This is a genomic window from Tellurirhabdus rosea (genome assembly GCF_026278345.1).
Taxonomy (GTDB): Bacteria; Bacteroidota; Bacteroidia; order Cytophagales; family Spirosomataceae; genus Tellurirhabdus; species Tellurirhabdus rosea.
This window is the reverse complement of the sequence record NZ_CP111085.1, coordinates 593,688-616,629: the sequence shown is the minus strand read 5'-3', so window position 1 is coordinate 616,629 and position 22,942 is coordinate 593,688. Positions and strand designations below refer to the sequence as shown.

General features: G+C 55.1%; 18 protein-coding genes and 1 other RNA gene. 12 read left to right on the top strand and 7 right to left on the bottom strand.

Going from position 1 to position 22,942, the window contains the following annotated elements:
* The first annotated feature begins 105 nt into the window (after positions 1 to 105).
* From fabG to trmD, 9 genes are all read left to right on the top strand, one after another.
* Positions 106 to 852, top strand: a complete 747-nt coding sequence (gene fabG / locus ORG26_RS02505) for a 3-oxoacyl-[acyl-carrier-protein] reductase (protein ID WP_266366944.1) — start codon at positions 106 to 108, stop codon at positions 850 to 852.
* A gap of 107 nt (positions 853 to 959) precedes the next feature.
* Complete coding sequence (locus ORG26_RS02500; protein ID WP_266366943.1) at positions 960 to 3,044, top strand: VWA domain-containing protein; 2,085 nt, start codon at positions 960 to 962, stop codon at positions 3,042 to 3,044.
* A gap of 246 nt (positions 3,045 to 3,290) precedes the next feature.
* Entirely contained in the window at positions 3,291 to 4,250 is a 960-nt protein-coding gene (locus tag ORG26_RS02495; RefSeq protein ID WP_266366942.1) for a DUF2027 domain-containing protein, read from the top strand.
* Position 4,251: 1 nt separating this feature from the next.
* On the top strand, positions 4,252 to 5,742 hold the full coding sequence (locus tag ORG26_RS02490; protein WP_323134341.1) for a DUF4403 family protein: 1,491 nt from the start codon (positions 4,252 to 4,254) through the stop codon (positions 5,740 to 5,742).
* A 134-nt stretch (positions 5,743 to 5,876) separates the two neighbouring features.
* Positions 5,877 to 6,378, top strand: an RNA gene (gene rnpB, locus ORG26_RS02485) — RNase P RNA component class A.
* Between the two features lie 162 nt (positions 6,379 to 6,540).
* Positions 6,541 to 8,055: an OmpA family protein gene (locus tag ORG26_RS02480; protein WP_266366941.1), complete on the top strand. Its 1,515-nt coding sequence runs from the start codon at positions 6,541 to 6,543 to the stop codon at positions 8,053 to 8,055.
* Between the two features lie 207 nt (positions 8,056 to 8,262).
* Positions 8,263 to 8,796 (top strand): 30S ribosomal protein S16, encoded by a 534-nt coding sequence (locus tag ORG26_RS02475; RefSeq protein WP_266366940.1) that lies wholly within the window; start codon positions 8,263 to 8,265, stop codon positions 8,794 to 8,796.
* Between the two features lie 195 nt (positions 8,797 to 8,991).
* On the top strand, positions 8,992 to 9,600 hold the full coding sequence (rimM, locus tag ORG26_RS02470; RefSeq protein ID WP_266366939.1) for a ribosome maturation factor RimM: 609 nt from the start codon (positions 8,992 to 8,994) through the stop codon (positions 9,598 to 9,600).
* On the top strand, positions 9,590 to 10,273 hold the full coding sequence (gene trmD, locus ORG26_RS02465) for a tRNA (guanosine(37)-N1)-methyltransferase TrmD (RefSeq protein WP_266366938.1): 684 nt from the start codon (positions 9,590 to 9,592) through the stop codon (positions 10,271 to 10,273). The genes rimM and trmD overlap by 11 nt, the downstream gene beginning before the upstream one ends.
* A gap of 99 nt (positions 10,274 to 10,372) precedes the next feature.
* Here trmD and ORG26_RS02460 read toward each other — a convergent pair whose 3' ends face one another.
* The 4 genes from ORG26_RS02460 to ORG26_RS02445 form a co-directional block, all read right to left on the bottom strand.
* Positions 10,373 to 12,157: a hypothetical protein gene (locus ORG26_RS02460; protein WP_266366937.1), complete on the bottom strand. Its 1,785-nt coding sequence runs from the start codon at positions 12,155 to 12,157 to the stop codon at positions 10,373 to 10,375.
* A gap of 207 nt (positions 12,158 to 12,364) precedes the next feature.
* A complete protein-coding gene (locus ORG26_RS02455) occupies positions 12,365 to 14,575 on the bottom strand; it encodes a transglycosylase domain-containing protein (protein ID WP_266366936.1) in 2,211 nt (736 codons plus the stop codon).
* A 108-nt stretch (positions 14,576 to 14,683) separates the two neighbouring features.
* Positions 14,684 to 15,127, bottom strand: a complete 444-nt coding sequence (locus ORG26_RS02450) for a GNAT family N-acetyltransferase (protein WP_266366935.1) — start codon at positions 15,125 to 15,127, stop codon at positions 14,684 to 14,686.
* A 90-nt stretch (positions 15,128 to 15,217) separates the two neighbouring features.
* On the bottom strand, positions 15,218 to 16,273 hold the full coding sequence (locus ORG26_RS02445; protein ID WP_266366934.1) for an RluA family pseudouridine synthase: 1,056 nt from the start codon (positions 16,271 to 16,273) through the stop codon (positions 15,218 to 15,220).
* 15 nt (positions 16,274 to 16,288) lie between these two features.
* On the opposite strand from ORG26_RS02445, the gene ORG26_RS02440 reads away from it, so the two are divergent.
* Both ORG26_RS02440 and ORG26_RS02435 read left to right on the top strand, forming a co-directional pair.
* Entirely contained in the window at positions 16,289 to 17,281 is a 993-nt protein-coding gene (locus ORG26_RS02440; RefSeq protein ID WP_266366933.1) for a 1-aminocyclopropane-1-carboxylate deaminase/D-cysteine desulfhydrase, read from the top strand.
* 297 nt (positions 17,282 to 17,578) lie between these two features.
* Complete coding sequence (locus ORG26_RS02435) at positions 17,579 to 17,914, top strand: hypothetical protein (protein ID WP_266366932.1); 336 nt, start codon at positions 17,579 to 17,581, stop codon at positions 17,912 to 17,914.
* 400 nt (positions 17,915 to 18,314) lie between these two features.
* On the opposite strand, the gene ORG26_RS02430 is transcribed toward ORG26_RS02435, so the two are convergent.
* Both ORG26_RS02430 and ORG26_RS02425 read right to left on the bottom strand, forming a co-directional pair.
* A complete protein-coding gene (locus ORG26_RS02430) occupies positions 18,315 to 18,638 on the bottom strand; it encodes an Imm32 family immunity protein (protein ID WP_266366931.1) in 324 nt (107 codons plus the stop codon).
* 112 nt (positions 18,639 to 18,750) lie between these two features.
* Positions 18,751 to 19,302 (bottom strand): hypothetical protein, encoded by a 552-nt coding sequence (locus ORG26_RS02425; RefSeq protein ID WP_266366930.1) that lies wholly within the window; start codon positions 19,300 to 19,302, stop codon positions 18,751 to 18,753.
* A gap of 4 nt (positions 19,303 to 19,306) precedes the next feature.
* On the opposite strand from ORG26_RS02425, the gene ORG26_RS02420 reads away from it, so the two are divergent.
* Positions 19,307 to 20,527 carry an IS256 family transposase gene (locus ORG26_RS02420; protein ID WP_266362045.1) on the top strand — a complete coding sequence of 407 codons (1,221 nt, stop codon included), beginning with the start codon at positions 19,307 to 19,309 and terminating at the stop codon, positions 20,525 to 20,527.
* 689 nt (positions 20,528 to 21,216) lie between these two features.
* Here ORG26_RS02420 and ORG26_RS02415 read toward each other — a convergent pair.
* On the bottom strand, positions 21,217 to 22,872 hold the full coding sequence (locus tag ORG26_RS02415; RefSeq protein WP_266366929.1) for an MFS transporter: 1,656 nt from the start codon (positions 22,870 to 22,872) through the stop codon (positions 21,217 to 21,219).
* Between the last annotated feature and the right edge of the window lie 70 nt (positions 22,873 to 22,942).

Below are 22,942 nucleotides of genomic sequence, written 5' to 3'. Positions count from 1 at the left end.
TCGTCTGGTGAGGCCGCGCTAAATATACACGGTTTTTGTCATCCCCGCGCAAACGGTTAATTTTGGGCCTTTGTGAAACCATCAATTTATTCGTAACATACACTCATGAGTTTACTGCAAGGTAAAGTGGCGTTGATAACCGGAGCCTCGCGGGGCATTGGACGGGCCATTGCTACGCGTTTTGCGCAGGAAGGCGCCGACGTCGCTTTTACGTACCTGTCGAGCGTTGAAAAAGGTCAGGCCCTTGAGGCTGAACTGCAGGCTTTCGGAATTCGGGCCAAAGGCTACCGTTCCGATGCCTCGGATTTCGCCGCCGCCGAAGATTTAGCGGCCCAGGTTGTAGCCGATTTTGGTAAAATTGACGTTTTAATTAATAATGCCGGAATCACCCGCGACGGCCTGCTGATGCGCATGTCCGAACAGCAGTGGGACGAGGTCATTACGGTCAACCTGAAGTCGGTTTTCAACCTGACCAAGGCGGTTATCAAACCCATGATGAAAGCCAAAGCCGGTTCGATCGTGAACCTGACGTCGATTGTGGGCATCCGGGGCAATGCCGGGCAGTCCAACTACGCGGCGTCCAAATCGGGCATCATCGGCTTTACCAAATCAGTCGCGCTGGAACTTGGATCGCGGAACATTCGGTCGAATGCCATCGCGCCGGGCTTTATTGAGACGGAAATGACCGGCGAACTAGCCGAAAAAGCCGTTGAAGAATGGAAGCAGACCATCCCGCTCAAACGGGGCGGCCAACCGGAAGAAGTTGCCGACGCGGCCATCTTCCTCGCTTCCGACCTCTCCCGCTACATCACCGGCCAGGTGTTGCAGGTCGACGGGGGGATGTTAACGTAAAACAGTCGTAAGTCGTAAGTCCTTAAGTCGTAGGCGGCTTTGCTGAGTAAGAGCCAGTGAAGGCTCAACGACTTACGACTTACGACTTACGACTTATGATTTTTTCTATGCGCTCTGAACTCTTTTTCCAATCTTCACCCTGGTGGATTTTAGTTTGTCTGGTGGCCGGCGCGGCGTATGCGTTTGCTTTGTACCAACGTCGGCCCGACTGGAACAAACGGCTGAACTACGGACTGGCAGCCCTGCGCTTCGTGGCCGTGAGTCTGATCTGCTTTCTGCTGGTTAACCCGCTGGTCCGCAGCATCACCACCTCCACCGAGAAGCCAAAGGTCGTGCTGGCCATCGACAACTCCGAATCGATGCAGGTGGCCGGGCGCGACCGCCTGACCGGGGCGCTGAGCGCGTTGGAACAGGTGCGGAGTGAACTGAGCGCGGAGGGCATCGAAGTGGCCGTACAGACGCTGGGCGACAGCGCGGTTTCGGAAAATCTGAGCGCAATCACCTTTAATTCCCGCAGTACCAATCTGTCGGAACTGCTCAATACCATCCGGTCCAATTACGAAGGCCGCAACCTGACGGACGTGGTGCTCGTCTCCGACGGGATTGTCAACCAGGGCGTTTCGCCGACCTTCGGCCGGTATAATTTTGCGATTCACTCCGTCGGGCTGGGGGACACCATTCCCAAGCGCGACGTATTGCTGAAAGATGCCATTTCCAACAAGATTGCCTACCTCGGCAACCAGTTTCCGGTGCAGGCCGACGTATCCAGCTACGGCTTCCAGGGCAAAACGGCAACCGTGGTGCTGCGGCAGAACGGTCGGGAAGTGGGTCGCCAGAACGTGAGCTTCACCCGGCCGGAAACCTTCCAGTCTGTCACCTTCCAGGCGGCGGCCTCCCAGAAAGGCGTTCAGCATCTGGTGGTCGAGGTCATTCCGCAGGCGGGCGAATACTCCCCCCGGAACAACCGCCGGGACGTGTATATCGACGTCATCGACGGCAAGGAAAAAATTCTGCTGCTGGCCCTGAGTCCCCATCCGGATATCAAGGCGATTCGAAGCATCATTGAAAAAAACGAGAACTACGAACTCGACATCCGCATTCTGAACGCGGGCGTGGCCGAAATTCCCGACAAACCCTACGACCTGATTATCCTGCACCAGTTGCCCGATGTCGGCAATGCGGGGTCGGGAGTCGTCCAGCGGGTGCTGGCCAAAAATACGCCGGTGCTGTTTGTGGTGGGCAACCAGTCCGGGTTGCAGAACCTGAACAGCCTGAACCCGGTCATGCAGATTTCGGCCTCGGGTGGTCAGCTCGACAAGGTCGCCGGGCGTTTTAACGCCGATTTTCAGCAAATCAATCTCGACGCCAGCAAACTGGCCATTCTGGAGCGCATGCCGCCCGTTTCGGTGCCGTTCGGCGATTATCAGCTCAAACCGGCCAGTCAGGTGGTGCTGTGGCAGCAGGTGGGCACCGTCCGGACCACCAAGCCGCTGCTCGCCCTGAACACGACTGGCCAGCGCAAAGCGGCGGTTCTGGCCGGAGAAGGCATCTGGGAATGGCGGCTTGAAGAGTTTGCGCAAACCGATAAACAGGAAGTGGTGGACGAGATGCTGCAAAAAGTGATGCAGCTGATTTCGGTCAAGGAAGACCGCCGCAAATTGCGCGTGTACCCGACTCGGAATGAATTCGTAACGGGCGAGAAGGTGGCGTTCGAAACGGAGATGTACAACGATATCTACGAACGCCTCTACAACCGCCCCGTCCGCCTGGAAATCACGAACGAAAAGGCCGTAACGCGGGTCTTTACCTACACCCCGACCGAATCCAACGGCCGTTTTGAGGTGAGTACGCTGCCGGAAGGAGTTTACCGCTTCCGCGCCACGGCTTCGCTCAACGGCAAGACGGAAACGGCTACCGGTGAGTTTTTTGTGCGCGAACTACAGCTCGAAGCGCTCAACACCACGGCCGACCACCTGCTTCTGCGCCAGCTTTCGCAGCAGACCGGCGGCCGCTTCTACAACGCCTCCAGCCTCGCCAGTCTCAGGCAGGATTTGCAGAAACAGAAACCCGTTTCCCGGCTGAGCAGCAGCGAACAACTGAACGAACTCATCAACCTCCGCTGGCTGTTTTTCCTGATCGTTACCCTGGCCGCTCTGGAATGGGGATTCAGAAAATACCTGGGCGGATACTAACAACACCCCGGCCGGTCCCTCCGCTCCGGAAACTCCTGATGGGTTCCGGAGCGGAGGGCCGTGGTCTTTTGGGCCTGATAACGGCAACTCCTTCGCGCTTTTCCGGCCGTTGTACTTCACAAGCTTCGCGTGGTCGGGCGGAAAAACCGAGCCGTAGGGGCGGGCCGGAAAGGTTTTCTGACCGATCCGCCTGTAACCGGAACGGCTTCTTTTCGTTTATTAATGGATTGCTTATAAGTTTACATCATGAATATTGGAGATAAAGTACGCATGCTGCGTGGCCGGGAAGAAGGCGTTATTACTCGGTTTCTGCCGGGCAACCAGGTCGAGATGGAAATTGAGGACGGCTTCCGGATTCCGGTGATGCGGTCGGAGCTGGTAGTGGTTTCCCCGCTGGAAGCCGCGCGGTTCAGCAGCGGATCAACCCTCGAACCCCCGAAGCCGTCGTCGCGGCCCGATATCGTTGCCAACAAGGGTTTTTATCTGGCTTTTATGCCGCAGAACGACCGGGATATGGCCGTGCATCTGGTCAACAATACCGACTGGGAACTGCCTTTTACGGTCGGCGAGGAGCAGGGCACCCGGTTTACGGGCCTGCAAAGCGGTATTCTGAAACCCCGGACGCACCTGAAGCTGAACCAGCTTTACATGAACGAAAAGTTTGAGCAGTGGCCCACGTTCGTCGTGCAGGCGGTCTGGTTCCGGTCGGGGCAGGCAAGCCTTCGCGCGCCGCTGCTGAAACGGCTCAAACCCCGGGCGCAGTCTTTTTACAAGCACAAAAAGCTGGTGCCGGTGCTCAACCAGAACGGACATTTATTCCAGCTGGACGAAGAGAACGACCGCCCCGTGCAGGCCGACGAGCTTCGCCAGCAGATGCTGGAGCCCAAAGCCGAGCCCGAAAAGCCCGTGGTCGTTGAGCGCCCGTCGGCCGTGGTGGACCTCCACATCGAAAAACTCCTGCCGCAGGGACCCGGCAAGCGGCCAACCGCCGAACTGCTGGAAATCCAGTTGAAGGCATTTGAAACGTCGCTGGAAAGCGCCATCGCCAGCGGCATGGACGAGATCACGTTTATTCACGGCGTGGGCAACGGCGTGCTGCGCAACGAACTGCACAAGCGCCTGGGCCGCCACCCGAACGTTGCCTTTTTTCAGGATGCTCAGAAAGAGCGGTTTGGTTATGGAGCCACGAAAGTTAAACTTAAGTAAAGTGCGGATTCGGCCCGTAAAGCAGCGTTTGGGAGAAGCCAGCGGCGCGATGCTTTCCCGGTTCAGCGTTACTTTCTTCCGCCTGACGCTGCAATACGGCCTTTTTTTACTCACCGCCTGTACCTCAAAAACTGCCTCGACGACCAACCCGAAGGCCCCGAAAGAAGTTACTACCGTAACGAAAATGGATATACAAAGCGAAAAATTTTTGTCCACGGTCCACGTACCGGTGTCCATCGGCCTGGCCGACCTCGAACGGCAGATAAACCAGCAGGTCAACGGGTTGATTTACGAGGATAACAGCCTGACGGATAACGACAACGACCAGTTCATGACCAAAGTCTGGAAGCGGGAACCCATCCTGCTTTCGGTTCCGAACGAGAACGGGCCGGACAGTCTGTTTCACTTCCGGGTGCCCCTGCGCATCTGGGCGAAGGCCGGGGTGAAGGTGCTGGGCTTCATGCAGTACCAGGAGACGGAGTTTGCCCTCGATCTGAACTTTGTGACCCGTTTTGCCCTCGGCACCGACTGGCGGGTGAGCACCACCACCACCGCCGAAGGGTACAATTGGATCAACAAGCCGAAGCTGAAAATCGCGGGCTTTGAAATTCCGGTCACGAGCCTGGTGGCCCGGCAGATTGACAAGAACCTGGGGACGATCACCCGGAAACTCGACGAGCAGGTTCGGGATAAAATTGACCTGAAAACGCCGGTGCTGAACGCCTGGAACGTGGTGCGCCAGCCTTACCTGCTTTCGGAGAAATACCGGACGTGGCTGCTGGTGGTCCCGAGGCGCATCCTGATGAAACCGTTTGAGGTGCGCAACCGGACGATCTACTCCACAATCGGGCTGGAAGGGTACACACTCACCCAAACGGGGCCGAAGCCCGACGTAAAGCCCGCCACCAGCCTGCCCGACCTTTCGCTGGCGACCACCGTTCCCAACGATTTCCGCATCCAGCTGCTGAGTGAGGTGCCGTATACCGAAGCCACCCGGCTGGCCTCCGAGCAGTTTGTGGGCAAATCCTACGACTTCCGGGACGGGGCTTACCAGATTACCATTACGGACATTGATCTGTATCCGAACAACAACAACCTCATCATTAAAGCCGGGCTGACGGGCAGCATCAAGGGCGACATCTACCTCCGCGGGGTGCCGTATTACGACCCGCAGACGCGGACCATCTCCCTCCGCGACCTGACCTACGACCTCGACACCCGCAACGTCCTGTACCGGACGGCCAGCTGGCTGCTTCAGGGAAGTTTTGCCCGCATGATGGAAAAACAGCTGACGATTCCCGTTGGCGACCAGCTCGACGAGGCCACCAAAGCGCTTCAGGCCCGACTGACGAACAATCCAATCGTGAAGGGGGTTATACTCAACGGAAAAATCGACCATGTAACGCCCGAGCAGGTGTACCTGACGGCCCAGTCGCTGCTGGCCGTGGTCAACGCCGGTGGGAAGGTGAACGTGGAGGTCAACGGGCTCTGATGACCCGAGGCAAAGCGACGGGATGGGGTCAGGAAATAGCAAAGTTTTAAAATTTGGCACTTTTTGGAAGGCAAATTTTTAAAGAAGACAAGTATTCATAGATTTGCGTCACATGCGCTGAGGCAGCCGGACGTGGGGTAAGTTGGCTTATCGCTTCCCGAACGGGAGGAGGAAAGTCCGGACAGCATAGAGCACCATACTTCCTAACGGGAAGGCGTTTGTTTGGCGACGAACAAACGACAGCCAGTGCCACAGAGAAGATACCGCTGGAAAAGTCGCAAGTCTGTAAGTCGTAAGCGGTCCGCCGCTGCGGTCGTAAGTGGCAATGCCGGAGTTGAAGCCGCGCTACTTGCGACTTACCGACTTACAACTTTCGACTGATTCAGTAAGGGTGAAAAGGTGGGGTAAGAGCCCACCGCCCGGCTGGTGACAGACGGGGCAGGGTAAACCTTATGGGCTGAAAGACCAAATAGGCACCGGACGGGGGCTGCTCGTCCTTGTAGCGCAGACTTCGGTCTGGGTGATGCCGGTGCGGGTAGGTCGATGGAGCCAGTCGGTGACGGCTGGTCGAGATAAATGATAGGCCGGTCCGGGAAACCGGGCCGACAGAATCCGGCTTATAAATTTGTCCCGCCGAAGGCTGCCTGAGCGCAAAATAAGTTATTCATTCAAAATTGTAGTTTACTAGTTATTGTACCACACCAGTACTGTAAGCTATTGGTTCAAACAAAAAGGCCTCCGTAACCGGGCCACACACGGTTATTTGTTTTAGGCTGTTGAATTAAACCTGAGTTTTCCATGAAGAAAATTTCCCTTCTTGCATCCCTGTCGCTCTCCGCACTTACGCTGGCCCCGGGACACGCCCAGAACCGGTCGTATGAAGGAGAGTACAAGATGAACACCTGGTCTGTGACCGTAACCCCCATGCTGACCCGATTTGTGGGCGACCTGAGCCAGGGCGTCTACCGGGCCGTGCCGGAACTGGGGCCGGGCGGAAAACAGACTGCCGCCATTGGACTTTCGGTTAACAAACAACTGACCCACCTGTTCGGCGCCTCGGTCAACCTCTCGACCGGCCAGCTGCGCGACGGGAAACGCCAGATTTATAACGCGAATTTCCGCTCCGACTTCTTTCAGGGCTCCCTGACCGCCCAAATGAACCTGAAGTCACTCCTGTTTGGCACGCGGAAGCTCAAGCGCTGGAAATGGGACGTATACACCGGAATCGGCCAGATGTGGTTCGATACGCGGGTCTACGACCTGACGACGGGCAACCTCATCCGCTTCAGCAACAACCGGTTTGACTACAGCTCCCTGACAGCCGGCCGCTGGGAAGGCGACGGTTCCCGCTTTACCCGCGAAATCGTGGTGCCGCTCGGAACGGCGCTGCACTACGAACTGACGCCCCGCCTCGACCTCGGACTCGACTTTACCCTCAACAACGTCAATACCGAAAAGCTGGACATGACCGTTGGCTCGACGGACCCCAACTACAACAGCAACCCGGCCAACGTTTTCCTGTTCCGGCGCGGCGATTCCAAACTGGACAAATACGCGTCGCTGGGGCTGGCGCTGACGTATAAACTCGGCCGCAACGCGGTGCGGGTGGGCAAAGACGGCAACTACGACTTTACCAAAGGCCGGTACCACCTCCGCTGGACCGACCCGAAAGACCTCATCAAGCCGCCCTACAACCCGACGATGAACGATGCCGACTCGATTGCCAAGGCCAACATGCCGAAGCCGGTCGATCCGCGTCTGTACACCGATACGGACAACGACGGCGTGGCCGACCTGTTCGACAAGGAACCGTCTACCCCGGCGGGCAGCGTCGTTTCCGGAGCCGGTGTCGCCATGAACCTCGACAGCATCATCAGCTCGCTGCTGCGTTCGAAACTGACGCCGGAATGCGAGGCGCTGTTCAGCAATATCGAATTTGATACCGACAAGGCGACCATCCGCCCGGCTTCGCAGGAAACGCTGCGGAAAGTGATTGAACTGCTGAACGTGAAAACGAACTGCGGTATCATCCTCGTTGGTCACGCCGACTACCGCGCTTCGTACGGTTACAACGTCCAGTTGTCGAAGCGCCGGGTCGAAGCGGCCAAGCGCTTCCTGACCCGCGCCGGTCTGACCGACGCCAGCCGCGTGCTGGTAGAATATTACGGCGAATACCGCCCGGTAGCTCCCAATACGTCGGGGGATAACCTGCAGCGCAACCGCCGCGTGGAAATTCGGATCGTTCCGCAGAACATGCTGCGTTCGCCGCGCTACCAGTCGGGCTTCCGGACGGACCCGGCCGAGCCGAGATAAGCCAACTCGCTCATTCTTCGTCAGTCCCCGGTCTTCAGTCCCTTCGCCGAATTTTCCTGCGGCCGAAGAACCGAAGGCCGGGGACTGACGACTTTTTTGGCCCTATTTTCTGAGAAAAGAAAATAAAGCCGTACCTTTGCACCCGTGTTTATCCGCTACGGCGGTCCACCCGAAGGACGTGATCCTTCATGAAATGTAACTAACACAATGGCAGTTAAAATCCGTTTATCGCGTCGCGGACGCAAAAAACTGGCTATGTACGACATCGTTATAGCCGATGCCAGAGCACCACGGGATGGTCGCTTTATTGAAAAAGTGGGTTCGTACAACCCGAACACTGACCCCGCAACGGTAGTCCTGAAGGCTGACCGTGCCGTTGACTGGCTGCTGAAAGGTGCCCAGCCCACGGACACGACCCGTTCGATCCTGTCGCACGAAGGTGTCATGCTGAAAAAACACCTGCAGGTAGGTGTTCTCAAAGGAGCTATCTCGCAGGAGCAGGCAGACGCCAAATTCGACGCGTGGAAGCAGGAAAAAGAAAACCGCAAAACCGGTGTTGCTGATACGAAAGCCCAGAAGGCTGCCTCTGACAAGCAGGCTCGCCTGGAAGCTGAGCAGAAAGTAAGTGCTGCCCGTGCTGAAGCCATCGCGAAGAAAAACGCTGTCCCGGAAGAAGCTCCGGCAACAGAAGCCGCCGCTGAAGAGGCACCGGCTGCTGAAGGCGAAACGGCCGCTGAATAAAATATTCCGGCTCGTCCGTACAAAATCGCTGACGGGGTCTGTTCCGGTTTTCGGAATGGCATCCCGTCAGTTTTTTTATAATGCTGAATGATTGAATGACTGAATGACTGATTGGCTACCTTGGGTGAAATGCTGAAAACCTACCCAGTCATTCAGTCATTCAGTCATTCAGTCATTCAAAATTCAACCACAGCTGTGACAAAAGACAACTGTTACCAACTCGGTAAGATAACCAAGACGCATGGCGTGCAGGGGGAACTGGTGTTTTTCCTGGATGTCGATGCGCCGCGCGAATATGAAGAACTGGAATCGGTGCTGATCGAGGTGCGGGGCGAACTGGTGCCGTATTTCATCGAGTCGATTTCCATTAACCGCGACCGGGCGATTGTCGCTCTGGAGGACGTGGAAACAATTGAGGCCGCCCAGAAGCTGGTCAACTGCGACCTGTATCTGCCGCTCGAAAATCTGGACCCGCTCGATGAATCGGCTTTTTATTTTCACGAAATCATCGGCTTCCGGGTGCGCGACGAACAGGCGGGCGAGCTGGGTACGGTCAAGGCCGTGTACGCGATGGCGGTGCAGGACCTGATCGCGATGGAATATCAGGGCCGCGAAGTGCTCATTCCGTCCAACAGCAGCATCGTCAAGACGGTCGACCGGACCGAAAAGGTGCTGAACGTGGCCCTGCCGGAAGGTCTGCTGGATGTGTACATGGACGAAGACGCCGATAAACCCGACCAGCCCCACGGCGACGAAGAGGACGCGGACGAGTCGGACGAAACCCGTTTTCCCGATGAGGATTGATATCATTACCTGCCTGCCCAAACTGCTCGAAAGCTTCTTTGCGCATTCCATCGTGCAGCGGGCGCAGCAGAGCGGGCAGGTGGAAGTGGTCGTCCACGACCTGCGCGACTACACGACCGATAAGCACCGGCGGGTAGACGATTACATGTTTGGCGGCGGAGCAGGTATGGTGATGCAGGTGGAGCCGATTGCCCGCTGCATCCGTGCGCTACAGGCCGAGCGGCCCTACGACGAAATCATCTACATGACGCCCGACGGCGAACGCTTCGAGCAGCGGACCGCCAACCGCCTGTCGATGGCGCAAAACCTGCTGATTCTCTGCGGGCATTACAAAGGCGTGGATGAGCGTGTTCGCGAACTGTTCATCACCAAAGAAATCAGCATCGGCGACTTCGTTCTGACGGGCGGCGAACTGCCCGCGGCCGTGGTGGCCGACGCCGTCATCCGGCTTATTCCGGGTGTCATTTCCGACGAAACCTCGGCCCTGACGGACTCGTTTCAGGACGGACTGCTCTCGCCGCCGGTCTACACGCGCCCGGCCGATTTTGAAGGACACAAAATCCCCGATATCCTGCTTTCGGGACACGAAGCAAAAATCAGCGAATGGCGCTTCGAGCAGGCACTGGAACGGACCAGAGCCAGGCGGCCGGACCTGCTGGAGGGGAATGACTGAGTGATTGAATGACTGAATGACTGAATGACTGATTGGGCTTCGCAAATGCCAAAACTGCGAAGCCCAATCAGTCATTCAGTCATTCAATCACTCAGTCATTCAGTTATTCGTTTGAATCGCCTTTTCCGCTTCGCTAAGTTCAGCAAGCATCGTTGCTTTTTCCGCCGCGTCCGTCCAGTGTGTTGTGACGAGGTTTTCGTAGTACTGAATGCCGGAAAGCAGGTTTTCGGAAAACTCCCGCAGGTAGTTCGCCCGCTTTGCGTCGTTCGGGTCGAGTTCGGCCCGTTGCTCGGCCAGGTAGCGGACGTATTGCCAGAGTTCGTTGATGAACACATGCGGCCGGTTCGGGTCGGTAATCAGGTTGGTACGGCCGTAGATGTGATCGGTCATTTCTTTCAGCGACACCACTTTTGAGAAGTAGGCAATGTTTGGACTTGGGCAGATCGTGACGGCGTTCAGCTTGTTGAGGAACGGAACGTTGTAGAGGTTGGGAGCCGCGTTGCTGAGGCCGATGCACAGACATTCTTTTTCGTAGACGGCCGCCAACTGCTTCTGCCGCTCGTCTTCGGGCATATCCAGCGCGTTGATCTGCTCGATTTTCAGCTTCTGGTACTGCTGGGAAGCCGTACAGATCGGCTCTTTCGTAAACTCCGTGTTCGTGACCAGGTGCTTTTCCGTACACGGGCTGCCCGGTTTATGGTGCCGGATGCGGGTCTGCCGCTCTCCGTCCGAGGTGGTCCCTTTCAGGTAATAAAACCGCACACCCAGCGGGGAAGCTTTGCTCAGCACCACCTGCGAGGAGTCGGCATTCCGGAGTTTTTCCAGCGTATGATCGTCTACGGTCGTAGCTTCGGGAACCAGCAGAAAAGGCGTTCCCCAGCCCGTACTGACGACGCCGTAGTGCCGGTGCAGAAAAGCGGCCTCCTCGTGGGTGCCGATGCCGCCCTGAACGGTCAGCGCAATGGGGTGCGGCTGGTCATAAACGGGCTTGTTCTTGGCCAGCAGCGTCTGGTTGTACAGCCCCGCCAGCGTTTCGGTCAGCTCGTCTTTCTTCGCTTTGAATTCTTCCAGAATCGGCCCCATCAGGTAGCCGTCGGTAGCAAAGGCGTGGCCTCCGCAGTTCAGGCCCGATTCAATGCGGAACTCACTCACCCAGATGCCTTTTTTCGCCAGATACTTCCCCTGAATCAGCGCCGAACGGTAATCGCTGACCTTGATGACTACTTTTTTGTCGAAAACGCCCCAGCCTTTGGCCTCAAATTCGGGGCATTTTTCGAGGTAATTGTACAGGCGGGGATTCAGCCCGGCCGAGAAAATGAGAGAGGAGTTGGTCAGGTCGCTTTTGGCATACCCCCGCAGGGAAGCAACCGCGTCTGAGCTGTCGGGGAGGGGAGAACCGGCCTTGTCGAGGTTGGCCTTGTCCACCTTCGTCATGATGTTGACGTCGATGCTTCCCGGCTCAATCTGCAATTTCAGGTAAGCCGCCAGTTGATCCCGTTCGTAGGCATCCACGGCTTCCTGCATCTTGCGGTACAGCTGTTTGAGGGAACTGTCGTCGGGCAGCATCTCGAAGTACTTGACCAGGTCCGAACCCGCCTCGAAAGCCGCGCTTTTCAGCTTGTCCACCTGCATCTGCACCGTCCGGTTGACCAGATTCAGGTAGTCCGTAACGCGTTTGGCGCGGTAGTCTTCTTCTTTGGGGGTAATGGGCACGTACGGCTCATTGATCTGCTGGTAATAGTATTGCCGCATCGACTCAATCAGTCGGTCTTCCACGATGGAAAGCACCGAATTGATGCCGAAGCGGGCCACTTTGATGGGGGTGTCGATGGTAAAGGCCAATCCCATCACCGGGATATGGAAACGGTGTACGGCTGCATGCATGCGCAATCAGGTTTGGACGGGAAGTCCGTCGTGGTTACAACCCGCGCAAGTTAACGCAAAACCGGAAGGCAGAATGGATGATAAATATCAGGTTGATTCAACCGCAAATCAGTAAATAGCGAATTGGCGAATAGGCTCCGCCAGGTCAAAAAACCTGAATCTGCGGAGCCTATTCGCCAATTCGCTATTCACCAATTCACTATTCAATTATTCAATGTCAATCACTTCGCCCGACTCCGGGGGAGCGTCCTGCCGGTTGCGTTCCCGCCGCTTGCGTTCCCGGCGTTCCTGCCGGAGCTGCCGCCGCGACTTGACCGTATCGGCAGGCTGCACCTGAGCGCCGCTGCCCGACTCCTCGTTCGGAGTGCTCACTTCTTCGTTGCGGTCGCGGCCGAAAAGGCGGCGGAAAACATCGTTCAGGTCGTTGCCTTCGCCGTTGGAATCCATTTCCATATCCGGTTCAAACTCCAGGCTGTCGAGGTAGAGGCTGTCGGCCGGGGCGATTTCGTAACGCAGCCCTTCGCGCACCCGCACCCCGTAAAAGCCGTAGGCGCTCGAATCCGCCGGGGTCAGGCCGCGGCGGGCCATGATTTTGCCGATCAGCCTGAAATAGCCGCGCAGATACGTCTTGACCGAACCGTCGGGATTGAAGTGGTTCAGCGCCCGTTTCGGCGAAGGCACCACATAGGCCAGAAAAATACTTTCGCCAATGTCGAGCTGCGACGGGTGCTTGGCGAAATAATACCGCGATGCCTCGCCGATGCCGTAGATATCGCGGCCCCATTCGATGATGTTCAGGTAGACCTCGTACATCCGCTGTTTGCTGACAATCCGCTGGTTTTCAATAAGCCAGACGATCAGGATTTCCTCAAATTTGCGCGAAAGCGTCTTGTTCCGGTTCAGAAAAACGTTCTTGACCAGCTGCATCGAAATGGTACTGGCTCCCCGCTTGAATTTCTTTTCCTTGTAATTGGTCGCAATCGACACCCGGAAGGCCTTTTCGTTGAACCCTTTGTGGGTGAAGAAATTATAGTCTTCGGCCGTCAGGACGGCATTGCGGATGTTGGGCGAAATGTTGTTGAAAGAAACGAAATCCGGGTTTTCCGGCCCTTCCGTCAGCGGTACGATGAACTTCCGGACCAGCTTGCCTTTTTCGTAGACCTCATGCTCGAACGGCTGGTTCATCTTGGCCAGATTGACCTTGCCGAACTGCAGGATTTTGAAGTCGTAGGGCGTCATCGTGGCGTCGAACTTCACCGAATCCGGCAGCGAACTGTCGAGGTGCAGGCGCAGGTCATACTTAAGTTTGCCCGAAACCCGGATGCCATCCAGCGACTCGAAGAGGCCCTGCGGGAAGGCGTCGAACATGGCCTGGGCTTCCTGCGGGTCCGTGTGCAGCGCCACCTCGTAGATTTTGTTCGGCGAAAGGGTGTACTTCACAAACGGCCGCGCTTCGGCCCGGCCTACCCGCACGACGGACGAACTGTCGATGCCGACGTAATTTTCGCCCACAAAAACCCGGGCATCCATCGACGCCTGCGGCACCACCACGTCGTTGAGCGCCACCGCCGGGTGGTTGATGCGCAGGTTGCGGACCGACCCGACGCCTTCGAGGTGAAACTCCCCGCCGGACCGCTCGGCTTCGCGCAGCTCGGCTCCCAGGGTGTCGGCCTGAAGTTTGAGGTCGAAGCGTTCCTGCAAATACGGAATTTCGAGCGGTTTGCCGTCGGCGTACAGTTTCACGGCCGCTTCCCGGTCGCTTCCGTCCACCTGTCCGGCGAGGTGCCAGGTCGCTTCCGTTCCGTTGACGAGGATGGTGGACGAAAGATTTTCGTCGTCGATAACCGCCGTCTGCGTCAGAAAGCTCTGGCGGCGGTTGCCGTCGGTCAGCCGAAACTCCAGATTCTGCACGTTCATGTCGTCGGGAATCTTCGACAGCACGTTGTCGACCAGATTATCCGCCAGTACTGAAAGGTCCGTGCGGCGTTTTTCTTCGGTCTGGGTCGAATCCTTCTTTCGTTTCAGCAGAAAATCGATGTTGGTCAGGCTGTCGCGGCGCACCACGTTGACGAGGCCATTCTGAAGGTTGAGGGACGAAACGGCCACCTTGCCGACCAGCAGCGGCCAGAGACTGACGCCGACTTCCACGCTGTCGATGCGCAGCAGACTGTCCCGTTCTTCGGGCACGACGGCGATGTCAGTAAACGCCACGGTGGAGAGTCCGGTGAACCGGGAGGAGCCGACCGTCACATCCAGTTTATAATCGCGTTTGGCTTTTTTGATTCCGCGTTCGAGCACGGTCTGGAGCAGGGCTTCCCGTTTTGAAAAGGCCACAGCGCCTCCTACCGCGCCAACCGCCAGTAGCCCCAGCAGAACCCAGCCGGTAATTTTGAGTACTTTTTTGGTGTTAACTTGCATTCGCCTGAAAATGAAATCGGTAGGGCTGCTGTTTCCAGTGACCCGCGCAAAAATAGCGTTTTTGACGAAAAAGCCCGGTTGAGGGCCGGAACCCTCCCGAACGGACCCTTAAAAATCCAGATGGCCGTTCCACCATTCGGTATCGAAACGGGTGCCGTAGGTTTTGTAAAATTCAATGGCCGGGGTGTTCCAGTCGAGCACCTGCCACATCATCCCGGTACAGTGGGTCCGGTGCGCTTCTTCAATAGTGGCATCGAACAGGGCCTTGCCCAGCCCTTTGCCCCGGTAACTTTCCGTGACAATCAGGTCTTCGAGATACAGCCGTTTGCCCTTCCAGGTAGAATAACGAAAATAGTACAGGGACATTCCCACAATTTTATCATCGGCTTCGGCCACGATGACGCCGTAGAGCGGATTGTCGCCGAAGCCGTCCCGGAGCATCATCTCCGGGGTATTCGAAACCTGTTCGGGCGCTTTTTCATAAACGGCAAGTTCCATCACCAGATTGTACAGCTGCGGAACATCGGCCGGGGTTGCTTTGCGGAGATTCATTGGTTTTAAGGAGCTGCCGTAAAAAGCGGAAGGGTACGCTCCGTCCGAAGCCGGTCTTTGCGTAATACTTCTCGTTTTGGCGGCAAAAAATTATCGGTTTGCAATATAACTTTCCCATTTCTCCAGCGCCGCCCGGAAGTCATCGGGCAGGTCGGAGTCGAACTGCATCCATTGTTTAGTTTTGGGATGCACAAAACCCAGCGATTTGGCGTGCAGTGCCTGCCGTGGAATGAGGTTGAAACAGTTCTGCACAAACGTTTTGTAGGAGCCGTTGGGCGTGCCCTTCCGGATCTGGTCGCCGCCGTACACGGCGTCGTTGAACAGCGGGTTGCCCAGGTACTGCATATGAGCCCGAATCTGGTGCGTGCGGCCCGTTTCGAGATTACATTGCACCAGCGAAACGTAATGCAGCGGCTTCAGGGTCTTGTAGTGCGTCACGGCATGTTTCCCGTAAGAGCCGTCGGGATAGATGGCCATAACCTTGCGGTCGCGGGGCGAGCGGCCGATATGGCCCGTAATGGTGCCCTCGGCTTCCTTCGGCTCTCCCCAGACCAGCGCGTAGTAGGTCCGCTCGATGGTGTGCTCGAAAAACTGCCGGGCGAGATGCGTCATGGCGTATTCCGTCTTGGCAATAACCAGCAGGCCGGAGGTGTCCTTGTCGATGCGGTGCACCAGCCCCGGCCGGGCCTCGCCGTTGCGGTGGGTCGGCAGGTTCTGGAAATGGTACACCAGCGCGTTGACGACCGTCCCGTTCCAGTTGCCGTGGGCCGGGTGGACCACCATCCCGGCGGGTTTGTTCAGCACCAGCACGTCTTCGTCTTCAAAAACAATGTTCAGCGGAATGTCTTCCGGGACAATATCGGTATCGCGCGGCGGGTGCGGCAGCGAGACGGTGATGACATCCAGTGGCTTGATTTTATAACTCGCCTTCACCGCCTTGTCGTTGACCTTCACGGCCTCCGTGTCGATGGCGTTCTGGACTTTGGTCCGGGTGGCGTTGGGGATTTTTTCGGTCAGAAAGCGGTCGAGACGCATCAGGCCCTGGCCCTTGTCGGCCACGATGCGGTGGTGTTCGTATAACTCGTCTTCGTCGGGTTCCGGGCCGGTCAGTTCGTTGTCCCGGTTATCGGACGTATCTTGCAACATTCTGCAAAAGTACGAATGTTACCAGACTTCTTCGCAACCGCCGCGCCTTCCCGGCTTCAGTTCCTTCCGGACCCGTTCCCGGAGCCGGTTCCCATCGCCCTGTATCTCAAGCGCGACGACGAACTCCACCCGGCCGTGTCGGGCAACAAATGGCGGAAGCTAAAGTATAACCTCCTGGAAGCCCGGCGACTGGGGCACGACACATTGCTGACCTACGGCGGGGCGTATTCCAACCACATCCACGCGCTGGCCGCGGCCGGGCAGGTGTTTGGCTTCCGGACCATCGGCGTCATCCGCGGCGAAGACCACCGGGAACGGGACACGCCGACGCTGGCCTACGCCCGCGCGCAGGGCATGCACCTCCATTTTGTAAGCCGTGCGCAGTTCCGGGACAAAACAGGAGCCGGTTTTCAGGAAAGTCTCCGGCAGCAATTCGGGCGGTTCTACAACGTTCCCGAGGGTGGCACCAACGCGCTGGCCGTGCAGGGCGTGGCCGAAGTCGTGGCCGAAATCAGGGCGCAACTGGGCCGGGAACCGGATTACCTCTGCTGCCCGGTGGGGACGGGCGGAACGTTGGCGGGGCTGGTTTCCAGCAGAACAGGAGCCACCCAAATTCTCGGTTTTGCTGCTTTAAAAGGGCTGCAAACCCTGGAAGCGGTCGCAGATCCTTCCCGCGGTTTGGCCCAGGCGCAGATTTTATTTCAGGAGACGATTGACGATCAGAAAACCGGTGAACCGCTGAAAAGGTCTGCGACCACTTCCAGGGTTCTGACCGGCTACCATTTTGGCGGCTACGCCCGGACCACGCCCGAACTGCTCCAGTTCATCCGGCAGTTTGAGGCCCGGACCGGCGTCCGGATTGAGCAGGTGTATACCGGAAAAATGCTCTACGGCATTTATGACCTGGCCCGGCAGGGTTTTTTCCCCGACAAGGCCACGGTGGTTGCCCTGCATACGGGCGGATTGCAGGGGAGGAGCGGGGAACTGGAACTGTTTCCCGCGGATTGACGGGTTCTCGCAGATTAGCGCGGATTTTTAGCGCAGATATTCGCAGAAAAATCCGCGCTAATCTGCGAGAACCATAAACTGCGCCGTGGCGTAAGACTTCCCCGAACCAGTACTGGGGACACAATACGGGAAATTGTGGCTTATTTCTTGCTTCATTCTAGCTATGTTCAAACAGTATTTAACATAAAATTTACTTATACAACAGATTGAATACCCCTGAAATAGCTTGACACCAACCATGTAAGGCTATGAAGCCGAGAAGCCTTTATATTTAACGCACAAATACAAAGTATACACATGGAGAAAATAACTGAACAGACACTTTTAAACTTTTATAATGATACATTAAATAAGTGTGGTATATTCTTACTTAAAGAAGATGACGAAACAATTGAGTACTGTATTTATGAAGATTTTGATATTGGAATTCATTCCTTTTTTCATATAAATAATTTGCAAAGGCTTTATAATAGCAATTTAATCAGTTTAGAAAAATTAAATGAGAGTGTGTTGTTACGAAGTAAAGTAATTAATTTGCAAAACAATGATGAATGGGGCTTTGAGCATTTTAAAACTTCTAAAAGATGGAAAGAGATAATGATATTATCAGACAAGATAAAATCTATCGTCTAGTAGATATTTAGTTTTCCATAATATTTATAGAAAACTAATTTCAAGTAAAAACTTATAAAAAGCTTTTCAGTCAACATAAGATTAGTGGCTGTTGCAAAAGTCGATAAGCTACTAACTACAGGTTAGTAAGCTAGGAAGTAAGGCCGCTACACCGTTGATTTAGAAACTCAGTAGGCCCCAACTTCCTATATTCTGGACTTTTGCAACAGCCATATTAGTTATAAAACAGATCTATGTAAAGTACAATAAACTGCCCTACAGTAAGTTAATACTATTCCTAGACCTGTTTTATAACTAATGTTATGTTATTCGACTATTCCGTTATTGATGATGCTAAGTTTATATTAGTCAAATTGAAGTAATGCAAAAATTGGTACAGTTCGTCTGCCAAGAAAGTTTTTCAATCCTTTGAAAGGTACATGGGGTAAAAATTACCCGTTCTTTTGGCATCCAACCGGCCTACAATCACTTCTATCGAGCTTTTACTGAGCTCAAGGTTAGGTCTTAAATGAACATGTTCTCTAGCTCCTATTGGCAGGTCATTTATTGTATCTTGATTTAAATCGGCTAGTTGTATCAAGAGATTAGCCAATGATTTCAGGCCTTCCGGATCTCCATGAATCAAGATTTCTTGCCATTTAGTTATTTCACCTTTGTTTTCATCTTCATTATGGACAACAATCATATCAAGATGGCCTTTAATCTCAAACTTGAATTTGTTCATTATTCTAAAGGCTTATGTAAAAATTGCACCAGTAAGAAAAGCTTTTTGAACACTAGAAAGTAATTTGAACCTTTTCCAAGCTTGTTGTATAAGTGCACTTATATTAACTAAGTTATGAAATATGTTCTTCAAGCACTCTAATTGCTTTTTTAATATAGCTCCTCTTGATCTTATCCTCCTGACTAGAAAAATCGCGCTTCAATATGTCTAATGCCAGGAGAATTTTATAATTATCGGTATGAGTAGGTAAATCCTCAAATAGCATCAAAACCATTAAAGTTGCCTCGTAGCTTCCTTTGTCAACTACCCGAGCTAATTCCGATAGGATTGACGAATAATCAAGGTGCCTCAAGGCATAAATCAAGGTGCCAGCGCACGAAAGTAGACTTTCATCCTGCAAGAGCTTAGAGACGACAGGCACTAGCTCAATCACATGCAAATCGCTTAAAGCCATTGCTGATGCGTTTCGAATAGAAGCATCCTGAGTACTGGCTAATATGTCAAGCAATAAAGGAGTAGCCTCCACCTTCTGTTCAACCTTTATGTCTTTTACAGCAGCTAGAACAGTGTTCTTATCTTGAGAAGTTAGCCGTTGTTTGGAGACTGCTCGCTGAACTGTGTCAGGCCACAGGGTGAATAGAAGGAAAGAAAAGCCTACATTCACAACTATGACCGACCAATTCGATTTTGAGGCCTTCAAACAGGCCGCCATCAAGGGCCTTTACGAAGGTAAACCCCTGACGGGAGAGAACGGTTTGTTTGCGCCTCTGCTGAAGCACTTTTTAGAGTCCGCTTTGGAAGGGGAAATGGATAGTCACCTCGCCCAGACTCGGCAGGTAGAACAGAACCGACGTAACGGCAAGACAACCAAGCGCGTCAAAAGCAGTGCCGGTTTGCTAGACTTACAGACGCCCCGCGACCGTACGGGTAGCTACCAGCCTCAGCTTGTGCCCAAGCGCCAGGTAGTACTCACACCCCAACTTGAGCAGAAGGTATTATCACTCTACAGCGTGGGTAACAGCTATGCCGACATCAGCCAGCACTTGCAGGAGATGTATGGCTACGCACTCTCCGACAGCGAGTTAACGGCCATTACTGACAAAGTCATTCCTGCTATGCGGGAGTGGCAGAACCGGCCTTTGGAGAGCCTATATACCCTGGTCTGGCTCGATGGTATTTATTACAAAGTGCGCCACGAGGGGCGTGTGGTAAGTCGGGTGCTCTACAGCGTGATCGGCCTGAATCTGTCAGGCAAAAAGCAGGTGTTGGGCATTTATACAGCAGAAACCGAGTCAGCCAAGTTCTGGCTTTCGGTGCTCACCGACCTCAAACAGCGGGGTGTAGAGGACCTGTTGATCACATGTGTGGACGGCCTAAAGGGCTTCGATGTGGCCATCAACAACGTTTACCCAGCCGCCACCGTCCAGCTTTGTATTGTCCATCAGCTACGCAATTCTTTCCGCTTCGTACCCGATAAGTTGCTCAAAGACTTCGCTAAAGATCTTAAGACGGTCTATCAGGCTCCAGACCGGGAGCAGGCCATGGAAAACTTACTACTGGTACAGGAGCGATGGGGCGGTATGTACCCCAAAGCCGTTCAACCGTGGCTCGACAAATGGGAATTACTCTCGCCCTTTTTCGACTATCCGCCTGCTATTCGCAAGGTAATGTATACGACCAATACGGTAGAGGGCTACCATCGTCAGTTACGCAAGGTTACCAAAACAAAAGGAGCTTTCAGCTCGGATGTTGCCCTGCAAAAATTAGTCTATTTGACGGTTCAAAACCTGCAAATCAAATGGGAAACGACCACCTACAACTGGAAGGAAGTCGTCAACCAGTTTAGTATTATCTTTGAAGAACGCATCAAACAACATCGCTTCGACTAGAACCCTAGGCTGACACAGTTCAGCAAGCACTCCCGTTGTTTGATGTTGTCCAATGCTCCAAATCTGTTGTATAAGTAAATTTTATGTTAACTACTGTTTGAACACAGTTAGAATGAAGCAAGAAATAAGCCACAATTTCCCGTATTGTGTCCCCAGTACTAGGTCATCATGCCACTCGGTGGCTTGGCTTATTTAGCCACCGTGCACATAGACAGACGCTTACTTAACAGACGCTTACTTAATTATAGGCTAAATTCTAATCAAGCTCCAATCTCCTAACCTATTTTTATTCCTCCAGTTCGCCATTCGGCTCATCACCTGCAATCCGGTAATCAGGAATCTTCAGCCGTACGTCCTGCTTCTCCTTCTGGTTCAGATACTGAATACCCAGCCACTTGAGCATGGCGTCCGAGCGCTCGTAAAATTCTCTACCTCGTGAAAATCAATGCCTTTTGTCGTGTTGAAGGGCACCTTCTCCTTGCGCTTGTAGCCGATGGCGCGGTTGATCTGCTGTTGCCGGACTGCTATAGTTGGCCGCGTTGAGCACTTTGGCGTGCTGCAGGCCATTAGCTCGCGGAAAATACCGTTGCAATACGGTTTCTCGCAGATTTCCGCAGATTCCCGCAGATGTTTGCAAAACAATCTGCGGGAATCTGCGCTAAAAATCTGGGGAAATCTACGAGAACCAATCAATCCAGCGCATTCAGCCCCGCCGGGTGCTGCTCAGGCACGTCCGGTTCCGCAATAAAATGGGAAACTGTCGGACGGTCGGGACCGGAATGGTATTGCAGAACGGCTTCCTGAATGCGCAGATCTTCTTTGGTAAACCGCTGGTGCTGCCGGAGGTGTTCGCCCCAGGAAGCGACGGTAAAAAGCTCGACCTGCCGGAGAGGGTTTTTCGGATCGGCAAAAATACCGCCCCGCAGGGCACCGTCGCGGCGGCGCAGTCGCTGAAATTCCTCCATCGCCCGCAGAAAATCGGGCAGTACGGCCGGTTCCACCCGGTACTCGACCATCACGACCACCGGCCCGCGGTCGTGCGGAATGCTATCGCTGATGGGCGGATGCGGCTTGTCGCGGGCGGGTGTCAGGTCCAGTTTATCGGCAATGGGCAGTCGGAACGGAATCGCCAACAGCGTCGCCAATAGCAGCCAGCCCCCCGCAAGGAGCAGGGCCGCCGGAATACCGTAATGCGCCGAAACCCAGCCCCAGAGCACACTGCCCAGCGCCATTCCGCCCTGAAAAACAAGCAGGTAAATGCTCAGCACCCGGGCCTGTACCCATTTGGGCAGGTGAAGCTGCATCGACACGTTGAGGCTGGTCATAACCAGCAGCCAGGCCATGCCGCCCACAAACATGACCGGGTACAGCAACAGCACCGACGGAGCCAGGGCCAGAGCGGCATTAACACCGGCAAACAGCACAAAGGCCGTCACGACCCGCTGGTCCGGATTCTTCCAGCGTTCGTTGATGCGGTTGACCAGCAGCGCCGCCGTAACCGCCCCGGCCCCGAGCCAGGTCAGCAGGAGGCCGTACGTGCCCGAATCGGCCCCGAGCCGCCGGGCCACCACCAGCGAAAGCAGCGCCCACATGGCACTGGCCCCGAGGGTGAAGGAAAACGCCCGGATCAGAATGGCGTGAAGCGAGGGCGAAAAACGGACATATCGAATGCCCGCCGCCAGCGCCGTAAAAAAGTCCTCGACCGGAGCGTTGCTGGTCACGGCTTCCCGCTTCCAGCCCCGAATCACGAAAAAGGTGCCGACGAAGGAGACGCCGTTCAACAGAAAGACAAACGCCGGGGAGTACCAGGCGATGATGAGGCCGCCCAGCGCCGGACCGATGGCCCGCGACAGGTTGATACTGATGCCGTTGAGAGTCAAGGCGTTGGGGAGGATGTGGCGCGGCACCACTTCGGGCGTGATGGCCTGCCAGGCCGGAGCGTTCAGGGCGGCACCGATGCCCAGCAGAAACGTAAAGCCCAGAATCGATTCGGCGCTGGCCCAGCCCTGGAGAGTCACCAGACCCAGCACCAGGGCGACTACGGACATAAACCCCTGCGTGAGCATCAGCAGTCGGCGCCGGTCGAAAAGGTCGGCCAGCGCACCAGCCGGAACGCTCAGCAGAAAAACGGGGAGGCTGGTGGCGGTTTGCATCAGGGCCACCAGCACCTGCGAAGTCGAAAGGGTCGTCAGGAGCCAGACGCCCGCCATGTTCTGCATCCACGTCCCGACGTTGGAAACGAAAGCGGCGAGCCAGATGGCCCGAAACATCGGGATGCTAAACGCCGACCAGAGAGAAGCCGGAGCAGGAGGCGTATTCTTAAGCGTATCGGAGGAGGAAGTCATGAAAAATTGAAACGTTAAGCCATCTTTCAAACCTGAATCGGGAAAGATTGTTGTGGAGTAGACAGGCCGG

Excerpts from the sequence above, each read along its gene's own strand:
- fabG (WP_266366944.1), top strand. The coding sequence starts at position 106 with ATGAGTTTACTGCAAGGTAAAGTGGCGTTGATAACCGGAGCCTCGCGG.
- ORG26_RS02460 (WP_266366937.1), bottom strand. The coding sequence starts at position 12,157 with ATGCATGCAGCCGTACACCGTTTCCATATCCCGGTGATGGGATTGGCC.
- ORG26_RS02430 (WP_266366931.1), bottom strand. The coding sequence starts at position 18,638 with ATGAACAAATTCAAGTTTGAGATTAAAGGCCATCTTGATATGATTGTT.
- ORG26_RS02415 (WP_266366929.1), bottom strand. The coding sequence starts at position 22,872 with ATGACTTCCTCCTCCGATACGCTTAAGAATACGCCTCCTGCTCCGGCT.
- ORG26_RS02420 (WP_266362045.1), top strand. The coding sequence starts at position 19,307 with ATGACCGACCAATTCGATTTTGAGGCCTTCAAACAGGCCGCCATCAAG.
- ORG26_RS02475 (WP_266366940.1), top strand. The coding sequence starts at position 8,263 with ATGGCAGTTAAAATCCGTTTATCGCGTCGCGGACGCAAAAAACTGGCT.
- trmD (WP_266366938.1), top strand. The coding sequence starts at position 9,590 with ATGAGGATTGATATCATTACCTGCCTGCCCAAACTGCTCGAAAGCTTC.
- ORG26_RS02480 (WP_266366941.1), top strand. The coding sequence starts at position 6,541 with ATGAAGAAAATTTCCCTTCTTGCATCCCTGTCGCTCTCCGCACTTACG.
- ORG26_RS02445 (WP_266366934.1), bottom strand. The coding sequence starts at position 16,273 with ATGTTGCAAGATACGTCCGATAACCGGGACAACGAACTGACCGGCCCG.
- ORG26_RS02495 (WP_266366942.1), top strand. The coding sequence starts at position 3,291 with ATGAATATTGGAGATAAAGTACGCATGCTGCGTGGCCGGGAAGAAGGC.
- ORG26_RS02440 (WP_266366933.1), top strand. The coding sequence starts at position 16,289 with ATGTTACCAGACTTCTTCGCAACCGCCGCGCCTTCCCGGCTTCAGTTC.
- ORG26_RS02435 (WP_266366932.1), top strand. The coding sequence starts at position 17,579 with ATGGAGAAAATAACTGAACAGACACTTTTAAACTTTTATAATGATACA.
- ORG26_RS02455 (WP_266366936.1), bottom strand. The coding sequence starts at position 14,575 with ATGCAAGTTAACACCAAAAAAGTACTCAAAATTACCGGCTGGGTTCTG.
- ORG26_RS02500 (WP_266366943.1), top strand. The coding sequence starts at position 960 with ATGCGCTCTGAACTCTTTTTCCAATCTTCACCCTGGTGGATTTTAGTT.
- ORG26_RS02450 (WP_266366935.1), bottom strand. The coding sequence starts at position 15,127 with ATGAATCTCCGCAAAGCAACCCCGGCCGATGTTCCGCAGCTGTACAAT.